The organism is Bacillus sp. EKM202B (genome assembly GCF_011066025.1).
Classification (GTDB): domain Bacteria; phylum Bacillota; class Bacilli; order Bacillales; family Bacillaceae_G; genus Bacillus_A; species Bacillus_A toyonensis.
This window is the reverse complement of sequence record NZ_JAAMNK010000015.1, coordinates 113,651-129,837: the sequence shown is the minus strand read 5'-3', so window position 1 is coordinate 129,837 and position 16,187 is coordinate 113,651. Positions and strand designations below refer to the sequence as shown.

At 36.4% G+C, this 16,187-nt stretch carries 19 protein-coding genes, 6 tRNA genes and 4 riboswitches; of the genes, 23 read left to right on the top strand and 2 right to left on the bottom strand.

The genetic code is table 11. The annotated features are described in order from the left end of the window. Positions 1–82: 82 nt before the first annotated feature. The 8 genes from G9F74_RS18520 (at position 83) to G9F74_RS18485 (ending at position 2,743) form a co-directional block, all read left to right on the top strand. A tRNA-Phe gene (locus G9F74_RS18520) sits at positions 83–158 on the top strand. An 11-nt stretch (positions 159–169) separates the two neighbouring features. Then, positions 170–242: transfer RNA gene (locus G9F74_RS18515), tRNA-Thr, on the top strand. A gap of 6 nt (positions 243–248) precedes the next feature. Next, positions 249–319: transfer RNA gene (locus G9F74_RS18510), tRNA-Trp, on the top strand. A gap of 10 nt (positions 320–329) precedes the next feature. Then, positions 330–406 (top strand) — tRNA-Ile (locus G9F74_RS18505). A gap of 9 nt (positions 407–415) precedes the next feature. Further along, positions 416–490 (top strand) — tRNA-Asn (locus G9F74_RS18500). Between the two features lies 1 nt (position 491). Continuing rightward, positions 492–563, top strand: a tRNA-Glu gene (locus G9F74_RS18495). 132 nt (positions 564–695) lie between these two features. After that, positions 696–1,115 (top strand): CBS domain-containing protein, encoded by a 420-nt coding sequence (locus G9F74_RS18490; RefSeq protein ID WP_000195540.1) that lies wholly within the window; start codon positions 696–698, stop codon positions 1,113–1,115. Between the two features lie 476 nt (positions 1,116–1,591). Next, positions 1,592–2,743: a DUF3965 domain-containing protein gene (locus G9F74_RS18485; RefSeq protein WP_001203043.1), complete on the top strand. Its 1,152-nt coding sequence runs from the start codon at positions 1,592–1,594 to the stop codon at positions 2,741–2,743. Between the two features lie 240 nt (positions 2,744–2,983). Here the strand turns inward: G9F74_RS18485 and G9F74_RS18480 are convergent, their stop codons facing one another. Both G9F74_RS18480 and G9F74_RS18475 read right to left on the bottom strand, forming a co-directional pair. Then, entirely contained in the window at positions 2,984–3,316 is a 333-nt protein-coding gene (locus G9F74_RS18480; protein ID WP_001137815.1) for a hypothetical protein, read from the bottom strand. Between the two features lie 5 nt (positions 3,317–3,321). Next, positions 3,322–4,482, bottom strand: coding sequence for an SH3 domain-containing protein (locus tag G9F74_RS18475; protein WP_001056044.1), 1,161 nt, complete (start codon positions 4,480–4,482; stop codon positions 3,322–3,324). A gap of 274 nt (positions 4,483–4,756) precedes the next feature. Beyond that, positions 4,757–4,869, top strand: a riboswitch (TPP riboswitch). 60 nt (positions 4,870–4,929) lie between these two features. After that, positions 4,930–5,033: riboswitch (TPP riboswitch) on the top strand. 83 nt (positions 5,034–5,116) lie between these two features. Between G9F74_RS18475 and tenA the strand changes: the two genes are divergently transcribed. The 15 genes from tenA to kdpA all read left to right on the top strand — a co-directional run bounded on the left by tenA (position 5,117) and on the right by kdpA (position 16,178). After that, positions 5,117–5,812, top strand: a complete 696-nt coding sequence (gene tenA / locus G9F74_RS18470; protein WP_000666918.1) for a thiaminase II — start codon at positions 5,117–5,119, stop codon at positions 5,810–5,812. Then, the gene (locus G9F74_RS18465; protein ID WP_001256784.1) at positions 5,781–6,530 is read left to right on the top strand and encodes an ABC transporter ATP-binding protein; all 750 of its coding nucleotides are present in this window, start codon (positions 5,781–5,783) and stop codon (positions 6,528–6,530) included. Before tenA ends, G9F74_RS18465 begins: the two co-directional genes overlap by 32 nt. Then, complete coding sequence (locus G9F74_RS18460; protein WP_002059286.1) at positions 6,530–7,282, top strand: ABC transporter permease; 753 nt, start codon at positions 6,530–6,532, stop codon at positions 7,280–7,282. Before G9F74_RS18465 ends, G9F74_RS18460 begins: the two co-directional genes overlap by 1 nt. Next, the gene (locus G9F74_RS18455) at positions 7,279–8,280 is read left to right on the top strand and encodes an ABC transporter substrate-binding protein (RefSeq protein ID WP_000670425.1); all 1,002 of its coding nucleotides are present in this window, start codon (positions 7,279–7,281) and stop codon (positions 8,278–8,280) included. Before G9F74_RS18460 ends, G9F74_RS18455 begins: the two co-directional genes overlap by 4 nt. A gap of 10 nt (positions 8,281–8,290) precedes the next feature. Continuing rightward, the gene (tenI, locus tag G9F74_RS18450) at positions 8,291–8,911 is read left to right on the top strand and encodes a thiazole tautomerase TenI (protein WP_016107839.1); all 621 of its coding nucleotides are present in this window, start codon (positions 8,291–8,293) and stop codon (positions 8,909–8,911) included. After that, positions 8,904–10,013, top strand: a complete 1,110-nt coding sequence (gene thiO, locus G9F74_RS18445; RefSeq protein ID WP_000333290.1) for a glycine oxidase ThiO — start codon at positions 8,904–8,906, stop codon at positions 10,011–10,013. Before tenI ends, thiO begins: the two co-directional genes overlap by 8 nt. A gap of 15 nt (positions 10,014–10,028) precedes the next feature. Then, complete coding sequence (gene thiS / locus G9F74_RS18440) at positions 10,029–10,232, top strand: sulfur carrier protein ThiS (protein ID WP_001049505.1); 204 nt, start codon at positions 10,029–10,031, stop codon at positions 10,230–10,232. Between the two features lie 2 nt (positions 10,233–10,234). Beyond that, positions 10,235–11,005, top strand: coding sequence for a thiazole synthase (gene thiG / locus G9F74_RS18435; protein ID WP_016107840.1), 771 nt, complete (start codon positions 10,235–10,237; stop codon positions 11,003–11,005). Further along, positions 10,998–12,017 (top strand): thiazole biosynthesis adenylyltransferase ThiF, encoded by a 1,020-nt coding sequence (gene thiF, locus G9F74_RS18430; protein ID WP_001065430.1) that lies wholly within the window; start codon positions 10,998–11,000, stop codon positions 12,015–12,017. Before thiG ends, thiF begins: the two co-directional genes overlap by 8 nt. Before the next feature lie 15 nt (positions 12,018–12,032). After that, positions 12,033–12,839: a bifunctional hydroxymethylpyrimidine kinase/phosphomethylpyrimidine kinase gene (thiD, locus tag G9F74_RS18425; protein ID WP_000453552.1), complete on the top strand. Its 807-nt coding sequence runs from the start codon at positions 12,033–12,035 to the stop codon at positions 12,837–12,839. An 89-nt stretch (positions 12,840–12,928) separates the two neighbouring features. Further along, a riboswitch (cyclic di-AMP (ydaO/yuaA leader) is annotated at positions 12,929–13,077 on the top strand. 93 nt (positions 13,078–13,170) lie between these two features. After that, positions 13,171–13,557: a hypothetical protein gene (locus G9F74_RS18420; protein ID WP_000424094.1), complete on the top strand. Its 387-nt coding sequence runs from the start codon at positions 13,171–13,173 to the stop codon at positions 13,555–13,557. A 13-nt stretch (positions 13,558–13,570) separates the two neighbouring features. Beyond that, the gene (locus tag G9F74_RS18415; protein ID WP_015000156.1) at positions 13,571–13,804 is read left to right on the top strand and encodes a hypothetical protein; all 234 of its coding nucleotides are present in this window, start codon (positions 13,571–13,573) and stop codon (positions 13,802–13,804) included. A gap of 261 nt (positions 13,805–14,065) precedes the next feature. Continuing rightward, positions 14,066–14,211: riboswitch (cyclic di-AMP (ydaO/yuaA leader) on the top strand. A gap of 98 nt (positions 14,212–14,309) precedes the next feature. Then, a complete protein-coding gene (locus G9F74_RS18410; RefSeq protein ID WP_000887889.1) occupies positions 14,310–14,414 on the top strand; it encodes a SipW-dependent-type signal peptide-containing protein in 105 nt (34 codons plus the stop codon). Continuing rightward, the gene (gene kdpF, locus G9F74_RS18405) at positions 14,411–14,491 is read left to right on the top strand and encodes a K(+)-transporting ATPase subunit F (protein WP_000972378.1); all 81 of its coding nucleotides are present in this window, start codon (positions 14,411–14,413) and stop codon (positions 14,489–14,491) included. The genes G9F74_RS18410 and kdpF overlap by 4 nt, the downstream gene beginning before the upstream one ends. A gap of 19 nt (positions 14,492–14,510) precedes the next feature. Further along, a complete protein-coding gene (gene kdpA, locus G9F74_RS18400) occupies positions 14,511–16,178 on the top strand; it encodes a potassium-transporting ATPase subunit KdpA (RefSeq protein WP_016107841.1) in 1,668 nt (555 codons plus the stop codon). The last annotated feature ends 9 nt before the right edge of the window (positions 16,179–16,187 follow it).

Below are 16,187 nucleotides of genomic sequence, written 5' to 3'. Positions count from 1 at the left end.
TCCCGTGGTGTAGTGGTTAACATGCCTGCCTGTCACGCAGGAGATCGCCGGTTCGACCCCGGTCGGGACCGCCATTTATGTTGGCTCGGTAGCTCAGTCGGTAGAGCAGAGGACTGAAAATCCTCGTGTCGGCGGTTCGATTCCGTCCCGAGCCACCATTTTTTTTTATGCCGGCTTAGCTCAATTGGTAGAGCAACTGACTTGTAATCAGTAGGTTGGGGGTTCAAGTCCTCTAGCCGGCATCATTTAGGGGCATAGTTTAAAGGTAGAACTGAGGTCTCCAAAACCTCCAGTGTGGGTTCGATTCCTACTGCCCCTGTAAAGTATATGGGCCTATAGCTCAGCTGGTTAGAGCGCACGCCTGATAAGCGTGAGGTCGATGGTTCGAGTCCATTTAGGCCCACCATATATTTATTCCGCAGTAGCTCAGTGGTAGAGCTATCGGCTGTTAACCGATCGGTCGTAGGTTCGAGTCCTACCTGCGGAGCCATGGCCCGTTGGTCAAGTGGTTAAGACACCGCCCTTTCACGGCGGTAACACGGGTTCGAATCCCGTACGGGTCATAAAGAAAGAGTCAGCAATATGCTGGCTCTTTTTTATTGTGTATAATCCTCTTTTTTATCATCTTATTTTCCTCAAATAAATAAAGGAATTTAGGAAAAACTATGGTATGTATTAAAAGGAGGAGATAAAAAATGACGCAAGTTAGAGACTTTATGAGTACTCATATTGTACATTGTACACCGTTAGATAATGTATATGAGGCTGCTGTAAAAATGAAGGAAGAATCAGTTGGATTGATTCCTGTTCTTGAAAATGAACAAGTCGTTGGGCTTGTTACTGATCGAGATTTAGTTGTTCGAGGGATTGCTGAAAAACATCCTGGGTCTAATAAAATTACAAATGTAATGACGACAAACATTGTTTCGGTTTCTCCAGATGATTCTATTGAAAAAGCTACAGAATTAATGGCACAGTATCAAATTAGACGATTGCCAGTAGTTGAGGGCGGTCAACTTGTCGGGATGCTAGCATTAGGTGATTTAGCTATAAGAGAAGCGGCAGATGATCAAGCTGGGTTCGCTTTAAGTGAAATCTCGGAACGTACGGAATAAAGTTAAACTTTAATTAGTGAAAGTGTTATTGTCCACAAATAGTGGGATAAATGATGGATAAAAATCAGATACATTATTCTAGTATATGTGGATTAAACTAATATATTAGCGTGATGTATCTGAGACATTATATAATAAGTACATAGTTAAGGTTTTCGACAGTTTATTTAAATTTTTCATTCCTAATTTTAAATAAGAGAAAAAGTGATATACTGATAGATATAAGTATTATGATAGGTTTTGAATATAACAATATTTATTTTTAGTGTTGTAATAATGAATTAATATTTCCTACGTAGATAAAGTGAAACTTTAATTATTGGGGGGGTTGTCCATCCTCCAATGATTATTCGTTGAACCAATCGGGCTTTTACGGGCAGTTTTATTTCCCACCTAACTTCCTCGCATTCACTGGATTTTGAGGTGGGCGTCTTACTGCCCGGCAAATAGCGGGATAAAAAGGGAAGGGGAATTATATGAGGGCTGTACAGGGCGATCCAAATTGGAATTTGGTTACAGATACATATATAGAACCAAATAATTTTGCTGAATTATTATCTTTACTTGTACCTTGTCACCCAAAAGGTGAAGGAAAAGAGCGAACTATATTAGCATGGAAAGAAAAAGAATTTTATAAAGAAGAAAATTTAGCAGCAGTTATCGTTTATGGAATGAATAGAGTAAAGAATTTACCACAGTTTCATAAAGATGAAATTCCAACCTTAGTACGTATTCTTCGTTTATGTCAAGAGATTGGTTGGTATGAAGAGGCAAATACTTTTATGGTAACACAAGGGCTAGCTGAATTTGTCCAAACTTCATTGGAATATGAAACATGGGATCTTTTGACACAAGCAGTTGCTTTAAACTATTTAGTTATTAAATATCGTGTCGGGGAATTAACAGATGGGGATGTAGAAATTTGGGATAGAGTTAAATTTAATGAGAAATGTATAACAAATTGTAAACATCTATTATCTCAAAAAGAAATATTAGAGTTTACATTCTTCTATATGTGTAAGAGGGCTAAAGCACAGTCAAAAGAGCAGCTGAATAGTGATATGATGAGTCTAGCGATGTATTGTAATACTTTTGTGTATGATTTATATACACATGACTTATTACGAAAGTATCGTAAGTGTACAGATTTTCTATCATATTATGGACCTAGTCAAGTAGTTTTAGCTTGTCAAAGAGCTGTACTTTCTCAAATTTCAGATCGATTAGACCCACTAAAGACAACTCATGTAGATGATTATTTATATGTGATGAAAGAAATGATGGAACATATGACAATAGGGATAATGGATCGATATAACCATTTTATCGGAAAGTTATTATCATACGTGCCATTTTTCGAAATGATTCAAGTTCCACAGCATGCATATTATTGTGAAGAATTACTGTATATTTGTAAGGGCATTGAATATAAAGAGGAAATACTACGCAATTATATATTTATACAATTACATGATTGTTTACCGTCATTCTTTAAACTATTTCTTAAAAATAAGCGTTATGCGACGATTCATGATATTCTTTTCTATTGGTGTGACGATGAACAAAGAATGGGTTTAGAGAAAAAATATAATCTTAGTTTTATTTATGAAAAATATGCTTGTGGCTAAACAGTATTTTACATATGAAAAATTAATATAAATTAAAAAGGATCTCAATGTTATGTGAGATCCTTTTTTGTTAGTAAAACAAGGAGAAAGTGATTAAGATGAGAAATAACATTCCATATAGGAGAAGTTGTGCAGTATAACTTCCTTGTATACCAAAAAAAGTATTTAGTTTTTGGTATAAATTTAATATATATTTCATTGTGTTATCTTTGAAAGATTGGTACACAGTGTCTCCTCTTTCTAAGCTTCTTGTTCATGTTTTTTATTATTAGGGACATTAATGTATCTAGCTATGAATAATAAAACAGCCATAAAGAATACGGGAATTATAGTAGATAAATAAAAGCCATTACTAATAACATTTGTTATAAGGGCACTTAATAGAAAAATAGCATTATAAACATGGGCAACTTTTTGCTTTAGTCGCACTTGAAATGACTCCATCATAATTTCTAGAGCAACAAAAGCAATGATAATAGATAAAAATACAGTGTTTGTATTGTAAATTATTAAACAACAGATTAAACCTAAAAAGGCTAAGTATTCAATGAAGAGAGGTATATTGCGTGGCATACAATTTACCTAACTAAATACGGCAGTGGATTTACTGCATTTGTTTTTTCAAAATTCCATTCTCCATTATGTAATTCAAAATGGAGGTGTTGTCCGTATGAATGACCTGTGTTACCCATATGACCTAGTAATTGTCCAGTTTGTATTTGATCACCAGCTTGTACAGTGCGATCTTTCATATGAGCATAAACTGTTGTATATAATTTCCCGTTTATTTGATGGGCGATGAACACTACATTGCCATAACTAGCTGAATAATATGATTTAATAACTTTACCTGCAGCGGCAGCTTGAATGGAGACGTTACCTTGTGCTGCAATATCTATTCCATAATGCATTTGTTCCCAGCGTATATCAAAGGTTGAGCTGATTTTTCCTTGAGTAGGGAATTTGAAAACTGCTGGAATAGCTGAAGATTGAGCTGTTTGAGCTTGTGATTGCTGTTGATTTTGTACCACATAGTGTTTGGCCACATACCCGTATCCTGTGCCAAAACGAATTTTATACCAAGTTCCTACTGTTTCTACTACTTGTACCTGTGTACCGTTTTGTAAAGAACCAAGTAGAGTGCCATTTGTGCTAGCATTGCTACGTACATTTAATTTAGGTGTTGCAACAGTATATTTCGTATCATTTTGAACTGTGATTCCTTTTACTAAGGGCTGCGAACCATTAGATACGAATGCTTTTTGTACATAACCTGTTTGACCGTTATGTGAAATTTTATACCATTCGCCTTGTTCTCCTTGAATAGTCACGAACTTACCATTTGGTAATACATCTAAAATGGAAGATTCTAAATTAGGTTCAGAGCGAACGTTCAATGCATTAGCATTGACGATGTATTGATTAGTAGATTGAAGTTTGTTTTTTTGCAGAATAGCATCTTTTTGTACATAGCCTACTTTATTATTAACAGATACTTTATACCAATCCTTCGTTGTTTTAAGTATGTTAACTTTCGTATTAAAGCGAATTGTATCAAGGGATGTGCTATTTGTATTATCTTCTTTATGTAAGGCTACTTGATCGACTTTGACATATCCAGTTTTGACATTAGATAATTGTTCAGCGTTTGCTTTTTGTACATTTGTTTCGCCCATAGAAGGAAGTAATGAGGCGATTGCGACAGTAGTTGCTGTTAGAGCTGTAGCTTTCATATTCATATAATAGAGACCTCCTCTAGTTGTATAGTTAGTTGTAATTTTATTATAGTATAAAGATATAATATAGTGGGTGTATTCACATAAATGTAATATGAAATCAATATAAAAATAAATTTTTTCAGGATAATGATTCCTTTTTATGAAATTAATTGGGATTTTATTTTACGAAATAGAATAATAATTATTATATAACTCTGTAATTTCGTTGACAATTGAGAAAATTAAAACAGTTGATGATGTCTTATTAGGGTGTTATACTGACAGTGATAATTTTATAGTTTGCTAGGAGAGCTGGTGTTGCCAGCTGAGAGTAAGACCTTAAGTCTTTGATCCTTTTCATTACCTGATCTAGATTATGCTAGCGTAGGGAAGCAATTCGGACACTAATGATGAGTCCCCGTTTCTTTGCGTATAGAAACGGGGCTTTTTTATTTGAAAATTTTATATTGAAACCACTAGGGGTGCTTTTCGTGCTGAGAGAGGAATAATCCTTAACCCTTACAACACCTGATCTAGGTAATACTAGCGAAGGGAAGTGGAACAACGAATAAACTATAATTTTATTTGTTGTAACCACTTCTGATTATAGAAGTGGTTTTTTATTTAGATACATATATTGAAGGGGGAAATAGAAATGAAATTTTGTAATAGATTGTTAGAAACTGTACAACCAGTTTGGGAGATGAGTCATAATCATCCATTTGTAGTAGGGATGGGGGATGGCACGTTAGAAAAAGATAAGTTTCAGTATTACATTATTCAAGATTATTTATATTTGTTAGATTATGCAAAGCTATATGCCATCGGTGTTGTAAAGGCAACGAATCCACAAGTAATGGGAAAATTTGCTGAACAAATTGATGGAATATTAAATGGAGAAATGACGATCCATAAACAGTATGCAAAAAGGCTTGGAATTTCTATAGAGGAGATAGAATCAGCAAAACCATCTGCTAAAAATTTAGCTTATACAAATTACATGATGTCTGTATCTCAAAATGGCACACTTGCGGAATTAATAGCAGCACTTCTTCCATGTATGTGGAGTTATTGGGAAATTGGAAAGCGTTTAAATGATATTCCTGGAGCGAGAGATCATGAGTTCTTTGGTGAGTGGATTCAAGGATATAGTTCTGAAGAATACGGTAACCTTTGTATTTGGTTAATAGATTTATTAGATGAAATGGCAATTGGAAAGTCAGAGCGAGAGCTAGAAAGATTAGAGGAGATTTTCTTATATTCCAGTCGATTTGAATATTTATTCTGGGATATGTCCTATCGTAAGGAGATGTGGGGATTTGAGGAGCAAGAACATACTACAGTTTCATAATGTTTCTTTTCATTATGATGAGAAGCCAATCATCGATGAATTAAATGCTTCTATACAAGAGAAAGAGTTTGTAAGCATTATTGGGCCAAGTGGCTGCGGGAAAAGTACTCTATTTCGTCTTATTACAGGCTTAGAAGAAGTTAGTACTGGACGGATAGAGCTGACAGAAACAAAAAGTCATCCTGTAGGGTATATGCCTCAAAAAGATATGCTCCTGCCGTGGAGAACAATTATTGAGAATGCTGCTTTGCCACTAGAATGTCAGGGTGTACAGAAGAAAGAAGCACAAGTAAAGGCAAAGGAACTGTTACATAAATTTGGTTTACAAGGATACGAGGGAAAATACCCGAAAGATTTATCTGGCGGTATGAGGCAGCGCGTATCTTTTATCCGAACATTATTAACAGGCGGAGAGATATTATTGCTAGATGAACCGTTTAGCGCATTGGACGCTTTAACGAAGGCATCTTTGCAAGAATGGTTGTTTGAACAATGGAAAGAGTGGGAAAAAACAATTTTATTTATCACTCATGATGTGGAAGAAGCGTTGTTTCTTTCGAATCGAATTTTAGTGGTGGAACAGCAGCCGATAACTACTTTGACTGAACGGATTGTGCCGCTTGATCATAACAGAACACGAAAAGATTTATATAAACCGGATGTGTTAGCGCTGAAAGATGAGCTTCTTAGTATGTTACAAAGGCAGGTACTCGTATGATGAACCGATTGAAAGAATTAGTTCCTGCCATTACACTTTCTAGCATTTTACTCGTTATGTGGGAAATAGGAGCAAGAATTGTAGATGAAATGTACATTTTACCGTCACCGTCAGCAATTGTAATGAAAATATGGAAACTAAAAGACATATTATTTACGGTTCATTTACCGGCAACGTTATACGTCGTTTTAATAGGTGTTGTTATTTCTATCGTATTAGGTGTAGGGCTAGCGATGTTAATGAATGCGAGTACATGGATGGAAAGGGCATTTTATCCATTATTAGTTGCCTCACAAACGATTCCCATTACAGCGCTTGCTCCGCTTTTCGTTTTATGGTTTGGATATACCATCTGGAGTAAGGTTGTTGTTACAGTTTTAATTACGTTTTTCCCTATTGCGGTCAATACGTATGACGGACTGCGTAGTACGAAAAAAGAATGGGAGGAGCTCTTAGTTACATATGGAGCAACGAAGAAAGATGTTTTTCTTAAGTTAAAGTTACCGTCTGCTCTTCCTTATTTTTTTTCAGCTTTAAAAATTGCAGTTCCGCTTAGTGTAATTGGGGCAGCAATCGGTGAATGGCTCGGTGCACAAGCTGGGCTTGGTTATTTCAGTAAGAGAATGATGACACAGTTAGATGGAGCTGGTGTATTTGCACCCATTGTATTGTTATCATTATTAGCTATTTTCTTCGTCATACTTATTTCCATATTAGAAAAGAAATTCATTAGTTGGAGGAAGCATTCATGAAATTTTTAAAACGCATCTTTGTGTTTACATTATTAGTTGCAATGATTGCAGGATGTTCGAGTAATTCAGCATCAGATAAAAGTAAAAAAGAGAAAGAAATAACGGTTATGCTCGATTGGTACCCAAATGCGGTACATAGCTTTATTTATGCAGCAATTGAAAAAGGCTACTTTAAAGAAGAAGGAATAAAGGTAAATATAAAATTCCCTTCTAATCCAACTGATCCATTAACTTTAGCTGCAGCAGGGAAAGTGACAGTTGGTTTGTATTATCAGCCAGATGTTGTTATGGCCAGAGCAAATGAACAAATTCCAGTGAAATCAATTGGAGCTGTCGTACGTTCACCGTTAAATCATGTCGTATCGCTGAAATCAGCAGGTATTCAATCACCGAAAGATTTAGAAGGAAAAACAGTAGGATATTCTGGAACTCCTTTAAGTGAAGCATATTTAAAAACGATGATAAAAGAAGCTGGTGGTAATCCTGATACGGTGAAAGTAGTTGATGTTGGCTTTGATTTAGTACCAGCGTTAATTACAAAGAAAGTGGATGCTGTAACAGGAGCATACATTAACCATGAAGTACCTGTTATGCGTCATGAAGGCCATGAACCAGCGTACTTTAATCCAGCAGAATATGGTGTGCCTAATTATCATGAACTTGTTTTCGTAACAGGTGATAAAACGTTGAAAAAAGATAAAGAAGCATTGCAAGCCTTTTTACGTGGGGCAAAAAAAGGGTATGACTTTATGAAGAAAAGCCCTGATGAAGCATTAAATATTTTATTAGATCATCAAGAAAAAGAAAACTTCCCGCTTGTACCAGAAGTTGAAAAAGAAAGCATGAAAATTTTATTAGAGAAGATGGAAACGAAAGATGAGCCATTTTTATCAGATTCAAAAGAGTCATGGGAGAAACAAAACAAATGGTTGAAAGACAAAGGAATGACGAAAGAAATTGTTCCTGCCGATGAATTATTCGAAAACATTTTAAAGTAGGCGAATGAATATGAAAAATGAGCTCCATGTAATCTCAAATGGCCATATGCCATTCGAAGAGTTAGTGAATGTAGCGATGCAAATTGAGAGTGAGATTGATTATTTGCATATTCGTGAGCGTGAGAAAAGTACGAAGGAATTATATGAAGGGGTGGAAAGTCTTTTGAAAAAAGGCTTTCCAGCATCTAAGCTTGTTATAAATGATCGAATTGATATTGCCATTTTATTAAACATTCCGCGTGTTCAACTAGGATACCGAAGCGCAGATGTAAGGTTAGTGAAAGAAAAGTTTTCTTATTTGCATGTCGGTTATTCAGTACACTCGTTAGAGGAAGCGATAGTAGCATTTAAAAATGGAGCGGATTCACTCGTTTATGGTCATGTATTTCCGACAGATTGTAAAAAAGGTGTGCCAGCGAGAAGACTTGAAGAAATTTCAGACATTGCAAGCTGTTTATCTATATCGATTACAGCGATTGGAGGAATTACCCCAGAAAACACAGTAGATGTTCTTACTAACGGTGTAAGCGGTATAGCAGTTATGTCCGGAATTGTAAGTAGTAGTAACCCATATAGCAAAGCGAAATCTTATAAGGAATCAATAAGAAAGTGGGCGGAAAAACATGTGTGAGAAGTATGATGTAGCGATTATTGGCGGTGGTGTAATTGGTAGCTCAGTTGCACATTTTCTAGCAGAAAGAGGACATAAAGTAGCAATTATAGAGAAGCAAAAAATTGCATCGGAAGCTTCTAAAGCAGCTGCTGGCCTGCTTGGTGTTCAAGCAGAATGGGATGCGTATGACCCGCTATTTGAACTTGCTAGAGAAAGCCGAGCTATATTTCCACAACTTGCAACAGTTTTACGTGAAAAGACGGGTATTGATATTGGATATGAGGAGAAAGGGATATATCGTATTGCACAAAACGAAGATGAGAAGGAAAGAATTCTTCACATTATGGATTGGCAACAGAAAACAGGTGAAGATTCATATTTTCTAACGGGAGACCATTTACGGGAAAAAGAGCCATTTCTATCCGAATCCATTATAGGAGCGGTATATTATCCGAAAGATGGTCACGTTATTGCACCAGAGCTTACGAAAGCATTCGCGCATTCTGCATCAATTTCCGGTGCGGATATATATGAACAGACAGAAGTGTTTGATATTCGTATTGAAAATAATAAAGTGACTGGTATTGTTACGAGCGAAGGTATAATCACATGCGAAAAAGTGGTGATTGCCGGTGGCTCATGGAGCACGAAGTTACTAGGTCATTTTCACCGCGAATGGGGTACATATCCAGTTAAAGGAGAAGTAGTAGCGGTAAGAAGTAGAAAACCACTTTTAAAGGCACCTATTTTCCAAGAAAGATTTTATATTGCTCCAAAGCGCGGCGGACGTTACGTAATTGGAGCAACGATGAAGCCGCATACGTTTAATAAAACTGTACAACCGGAAAGCATTACTTCTATATTAGAGCGTGCTTATACAATATTGCCAGCTTTAAAAGAAGCAGAGTGGGAAAGCGCATGGGCAGGATTAAGACCACAATCGAATCACGAAGCTCCTTATATGGGAGAACATGAAGAAATAAAAGGTTTATATGCTTGTACGGGCCATTATCGAAACGGCATTTTATTAAGCCCTGTTTCTGGTCAATATATGGCGGATTTAATAGAAGGAAAGCAGGAGAATCACTTGCTAGATTCATTGCTTTCTAAAACGGTTTAGAAAGGGGATGGAAGTTTGAATTTAAAAATTAATGGTAACCAAATTGAAGTACCAGAGAGTGTAAAAACAGTAGCTGAGTTACTTACACATTTAGAGTTAGATAACAGAATTGTTGTAGTAGAGCGTAATAAAGATATTTTACAAAAAGATGATCATACAGATACATCTGTTTTTGATGGAGACCAAATTGAGATTGTAACTTTCGTAGGAGGCGGTTGATTATGTTAAACATTGGACCATTGTCATTTCAGTCTAGACTTTTATTAGGAACAGGGAAATTCCCTGATTTTGACGTACAGCAAAAAGCAATTGACGCTTCTGAAGCTGAAATTTTAACGTTTGCAGTACGTCGTATGGATATATTTGATGCAAAGCAACCTAATTTATTAGAGAAGCTTGATGTGAAAAAATATACGTTATTACCAAATACAGCTGGAGCAAAAAATGCTGAAGAAGCTGTTCGTATTGCAAAATTAGCAAAAGCTTCAGGGCTTTGTGACATGATCAAAGTTGAAGTTATTGGTGATGATAGAACGTTGTTACCTGATCCAGTAGAAACGTTAAAGGCATCTGAAATGTTACTAGAAGAAGGGTTTATCGTACTTCCGTACACATCTGATGATGTTGTATTAGCACGTAAATTACAAGAACTAGGTGTGCATGCAATTATGCCAGGAGCATCACCAATCGGTTCAGGGCTTGGTATTGTAAATCCGTTAAATTTAAGCTTCATTATTGAACAAGCGACAGTACCGGTTATCGTTGATGCAGGTATTGGTAGCCCAGCTGATGCAGCGTTTGCGATGGAATTAGGAGCAGATGGTGTGTTATTAAATACGGCTATATCAGGAGCAAAAGATCCTATTAAGATGGCATACGCAATGAAGTTAGGTATTGAGGCAGGTCGCATAGGCTTTGAAGCGGGGCGTATTGCACGTAAACGTTGTGCAACTGCAAGCAGTCCTTTAGAAGGAATGAGTGTAGTTGAATAATCGATATTCTCGCCAAGAACTATTTTCTCCAATTGGGGAAGAAGGGCAGCAAAAGATAAGAGAAAAGCATGTGCTTATTATCGGCGCAGGCGCACTTGGTAGTGCAAATGCAGAAATGTTTGTAAGAGCTGGTGTTGGGAAGATAACAATTGTTGACCGTGATTATGTCGATTGGAGTAATTTACAAAGACAACAATTGTATGCAGAGAGCGACGTGAAAAATAATCTTCCGAAGGCTATAGCGGCTAAAAAGCGTTTAGAAGAGATTAATAGTGATGTAACAATAGAGGCCCTCGTTCAAGATGTAACAGCTGAGGAGCTAGAAGAACTTGTTACAAACGTTGATGTAATGATTGATGCGACTGATAATTTTGAAACACGTTTTATTGTGAATGATATAGCACAAAAATATTCTATTCCATGGATTTATGGTGCATGTGTAGGCAGTTACGGTCTTTCTTACACAATTCTTCCTAGTAAAACACCATGTTTATCATGTTTATTACAATCGATTCCGCTTGGCGGGGCGACATGTGATACAGCGGGTATTATATCACCTGCTGTATCTCTTGTCGTTTCTCATCAAGTAACAGAAGCTCTTAAACTGTTAGTAGAAGATTATAAATCACTTCGAGATGGACTTGTATCGTTTGATATGTGGAAGAATGAGTATTCATGTATGAATGTGCAAAAACTTCGCAAACATAATTGTCCTTCGTGCGGAGAGAATGCATTATATCCGTATTTAAATAAAGAGAACACATCGAAAACAGCAGTTTTATGCGGGAGAAATACAGTTCAAATTAGACCACCTCATAAAGAAGAAATGGATTTTGAACAATATAAACAGCTACTAGAAGGCCGTGTGAATAATTTAAATGTAAATCCATATTTACTATCTTTCTCTGTTGAAGAAAAGAGGTTAGTTGCCTTCAAAGATGGCCGTGTACTTGTACATGGAACGAAAGATATAAGCGAAGCAAAGACGATTTATCATCGCTATTTTGGATAGAAAAGGATGAGTGAGATGGAAGTGAATAAAGCTTTAACAATTGCAGGATCTGATAGCGGCGGTGGTGCTGGTATTCAAGCGGATTTAAAAACATTCCAAGAGCTTAGTGTGTATGGGATGACGGTTATTACGGCAATTACTGCTCAAAATACGCTTGGCGTTCAAGGGGTATATCCTGTTCCATTAGAAGGTATTACGGAACAGCTGAATTCAATTGGTACGGATTTAACACCAGATGCAGTGAAACTAGGAATGTTATTTAGTAGTGAAATTATTCAAATTGTGGCAGAACAGATTAAGAAATTTGGTTGGAATAATATTGTGCTAGATCCTGTTATGATTGCAAAGGGCGGAGCATCATTATTACAGCAAGAAGCAGTTCAAGCATTAAAGGAATATTTATTACCAGTAGCAACAGTTATTACACCGAATGTTCCAGAAGCTGAAGTGTTAACTGGGATGGAGATTCATAATATAGAAGATAGTAAGAAAGCTGCGAAAGTATTGCACGAATTAGGTGCTAAATATGTGCTTATGAAGGGCGGACATGCGGAATATCAAGGTAATGAAGTAATTGATTTACTCTTTGATGGAGAAGAGTTTATTGAATTTAGAAGTGAACGAATTCCTTCGAAACAAACGCACGGAAGTGGCTGTACATTTGCTTCAGCAGTTACAGCTGGACTTGCGAAAGGATACTCAATGGACGAAGCAGTTCAAGAGGCAAAACGATTTATTAGTATAGCAATTGAAGAGCCATTGAATATTGGTAGTGGTCATGGACCGACGAATCATTTTGCGTATAAATTGAATAAAGCATAAGCATGAAGAATGAAAAGGCCAGTTTTACAACTGGCTTTTTTTGTTTACTTTTTCCAAATACAAGAGTAATATATCAGCCAGAATACATTTTTTGTAATACGCTGAGTCCAAATATATGGAGCGGAGGAACCAATTTTGTGCATCGTCACTTGGGGTGAATCTTTCAGTTTTGAAAGTAGGGCTACTCTCAAAGCCCGAATCCGACAGCTAACTTCGTAAGCGTTTTGAGAGAGGACGGTGCCATGATGGATACATCACTTCATCGATCCGATTAGTATAGGGGAATATCAATCTACGTTTGAATTCTTTTATGCTAAGGAGGATGCGGTACATGGAACTAACACTTATTTGTGTTGGAGAAAAAAACAAGGTAAAGAGTTTAAGAGAGCTAGTAGCATTTCAGCATGAGTTAATTATTTTTACAGCCAATGAAGAGATAGCGGCTGAAGTTAGAGATTATGGGTTTGAATCAGCTTATAGCTGTAATAAGGAGAAGGATTTTACTAGTATTTGCACACGAATTAAGAAGGTGATTTTACTAGGGGATGAGCTTCCAACAGTTAGTTTCTTCACAGAACACATTCGTTTTTCTTTTCAAGCACCTATTACTGTTGTTACAAGGAATAAACGATATCCAGCGAGGCTCTATGAAACAATTGGAGCTAAGTTTGTCGTGTTTACAAATTGTGATAATATTTCTTTTTTATTTTTTGAATAGGGCAGGGGAAGAAATGATGAAGGTACTATTACTTGGAGATATAGCAAATCGTTGGGCAGTATCGGTAGAGCGAGTTCAAGAATTGGTTCAGATTGATCCCCTTTTTCCAGGGCCATATATTATATTACCATCAAAAGATGCTTTGTATTTAGAGATGGATATTACCGAGTATGAGCAGCTACATGCAGAATTGACACAAGTTTATATTCGCGGGAGAAATTTACGTGCATTTTTACGTGGTAAATAAATTCTGAATGAAAACGAGAGCGAATGTTAAGTGTGCCTAAGTGGGGTGCTTATATACATTCGCTCTTTTTTTATATATAAAAGGTCATTTCTATGAAAAAGAAAGAAAAGACAAGAAAACAGATGAAAGAATATTAATAATACGTAATGTAAGCGTTTAAATAGCGTAATATTTTCTTATTTTAAGTAATTTACCTCTTTACAAGTGAAATATAGAGGAGTATATTTACTCTCATAAATCATTTATCAAATTTCCAAAAAAAACCTAAAATCGCTGAGTTCCAGAAATGGAGCGGGGGAACCAATTTTGTGCATCGTCACTTGGGGTGAATCTTTCAGTTTTGAAAGTAGGGCTACTCTTTAGGCCCGAATCCGACAGCTAACCTCGTAAGCGTTTAGAGAGGAGGTTTACTTTTTGTTGTTCATTTTTTGAACACTGAGTAGAGCTCAGTGTTCTTTTTTAATATTTTAATGGTAAATTTTAACATTTAAAGTGAGGGATTGTTATGTTAGATGTTGTGATGATCGGAATTTTTGTTGTATTAGTAGCATCGATGGCAAGTCTTGCAAGTTGGTCAGATAAAGTTGTGAAAGAAGGGAAGCAATCATGATGATTGCCTTATCGGTTATTGTTGCAGCGATTACGGTGTACTTAGTATACGCATTATTAAATCCAGAAAAGTTTTAATTAGGGGGAATCATTCATTATGATTTGGGTTGCAGTCATTATTACAATGCTCTTGTTTATTTTAGTAGCAAAGCCAACGGGGATTTATTTAGAGAAAACCTTTCAAGGTAGCAAAATGCTAGATAAAGTATTCGGGCCTTTTGAGAAACTTATTTTTAAAATTACAGGTGTAAAAGGATACAATCAAACGTGGAAACAGTATGCATTATCATTAGTTCTACTCAACGGATTTATGATTGTCGTTGTATATTTCATTTTTAGATTACAAGGTGTATTGCCATTAAATCCAGCGCATATTGAAGGGATGGAGCCTACGCTCGCTTTTAATACAGCGATTAGTTTTATGGCTGATACAAACTTACAACATTACAGCGGTGAAAATGGTTTATCTTATTTATCACAATTAATCGGGATTACATTTTTAATGTTTGCGGCACCAGCAACGACGTTAGCGCTCGTTATGGCTTTTATAAGAGGACTTGCTGGAAAAGAACTTGGTAACTTTTTCGTTGATTTTACGAGAGCGTTAACGAGAGTGTTTCTTCCTATCGCATTTATTGCGGCACTAGTTTTTGTTGCACTTGGCGTACCACAAACGTTAGATGGGGCGGTTACAGCACAAACGATTGATGGAGCAAAACAAAGTATTTTACGCGGGCCTGTTGCATCATTCGTTTCTATTAAGGAACTTGGGAATAACGGCGGTGGATTTTTCGGGGCAAACTCTACACATCCTTTTGAAAATCCAGGACAAATGAGTAATATTTTGCAAATGATGCTTATGATGTTATTACCAACAGCACTTCCATTTACGTACGGACGAATGGTAGGAAATAAAAAACAAGGGCGTATCCTTTTCGTTTCACTATTCATGGTGTTTTTACTAGGATTTATAACGATTACGACATCTGAACTAAACGGGAATCCGACATTAAATGGAATGGGTATCGAACATGTACAAGGAAGTACAGAAGGGAAAGAAGTACGATTTGGAACAGTATTTTCTTCACTATACGCAACAGTAACGACAGCTGCTGAAACAGGGGCCGTTAATACGATGCATGATACGTTAACGCCAATTGGCGGTTTAGTTCCACTCGTAAATATGATGTTGAATACAGTATACGGCGGTGTTGGAGCGGGCTTTATTAATATTATTATGTATGCAATTATTGCAGTTTTTATATCTGGATTAATGGTCGGAAGAACACCAGAGTTTTTAGGTAAAAAGATTGAAGGTAAGGAAATGAAATTAATTGCAGTAACGATTCTATTTCATCCATTACTTATCTTAGGATTTTCTGCATTAGCTCTTTCAACAAGTTTAGGAACGGATGCGATTTCTCATTCCGGTTTTCACGGTTTAACGCAAGTTGTATATGAATACACATCGTCAGCTGCGAATAATGGATCTGGATTTGAAGGATTAGCAGATAATACACCGTTTTGGAATATTACGACTGGTTTAGTTATGTTTTTAGGACGCTATTTCAGTTTAATTACGATGCTAGCTGTAGCAGCTTCATTGAAAGAGAAGACGGTAGTACCAGAAACAGTCGGAACGTTCCGTACGGATAATGGTTTATTTGGAGGAATCTTTATTGGAACGATTGTAATTGTTGGTGCATTAACATTTTTCCCGATGTTAGTACTGGGCCCAATTGCAGAATTTCTTACATTGAAGTAATGGAGGGTA

Bases quoted from the DNA above. Each gene is read 5' to 3' on its own strand.
- G9F74_RS18490 (WP_000195540.1), top strand. From the start codon at position 696: ATGACGCAAGTTAGAGACTTTATGAGTACTCATATTGTACATTGTACA.
- G9F74_RS18485 (WP_001203043.1), top strand. From the start codon at position 1,592: ATGAGGGCTGTACAGGGCGATCCAAATTGGAATTTGGTTACAGATACA.
- G9F74_RS18480 (WP_001137815.1), bottom strand. From the start codon at position 3,316: ATGCCACGCAATATACCTCTCTTCATTGAATACTTAGCCTTTTTAGGT.
- G9F74_RS18475 (WP_001056044.1), bottom strand. From the start codon at position 4,482: ATGAATATGAAAGCTACAGCTCTAACAGCAACTACTGTCGCAATCGCC.
- tenA (WP_000666918.1), top strand. From the start codon at position 5,117: ATGAAATTTTGTAATAGATTGTTAGAAACTGTACAACCAGTTTGGGAG.
- G9F74_RS18460 (WP_002059286.1), top strand. From the start codon at position 6,530: ATGAACCGATTGAAAGAATTAGTTCCTGCCATTACACTTTCTAGCATT.
- G9F74_RS18455 (WP_000670425.1), top strand. From the start codon at position 7,279: ATGAAATTTTTAAAACGCATCTTTGTGTTTACATTATTAGTTGCAATG.
- tenI (WP_016107839.1), top strand. From the start codon at position 8,291: ATGAAAAATGAGCTCCATGTAATCTCAAATGGCCATATGCCATTCGAA.
- thiO (WP_000333290.1), top strand. From the start codon at position 8,904: ATGTGTGAGAAGTATGATGTAGCGATTATTGGCGGTGGTGTAATTGGT.
- thiG (WP_016107840.1), top strand. From the start codon at position 10,235: ATGTTAAACATTGGACCATTGTCATTTCAGTCTAGACTTTTATTAGGA.
- thiD (WP_000453552.1), top strand. From the start codon at position 12,033: ATGGAAGTGAATAAAGCTTTAACAATTGCAGGATCTGATAGCGGCGGT.
- G9F74_RS18420 (WP_000424094.1), top strand. From the start codon at position 13,171: ATGGAACTAACACTTATTTGTGTTGGAGAAAAAAACAAGGTAAAGAGT.
- G9F74_RS18415 (WP_015000156.1), top strand. From the start codon at position 13,571: ATGATGAAGGTACTATTACTTGGAGATATAGCAAATCGTTGGGCAGTA.
- G9F74_RS18410 (WP_000887889.1), top strand. From the start codon at position 14,310: ATGTTAGATGTTGTGATGATCGGAATTTTTGTTGTATTAGTAGCATCG.
- kdpF (WP_000972378.1), top strand. From the start codon at position 14,411: ATGATGATTGCCTTATCGGTTATTGTTGCAGCGATTACGGTGTACTTA.
- kdpA (WP_016107841.1), top strand. From the start codon at position 14,511: ATGATTTGGGTTGCAGTCATTATTACAATGCTCTTGTTTATTTTAGTA.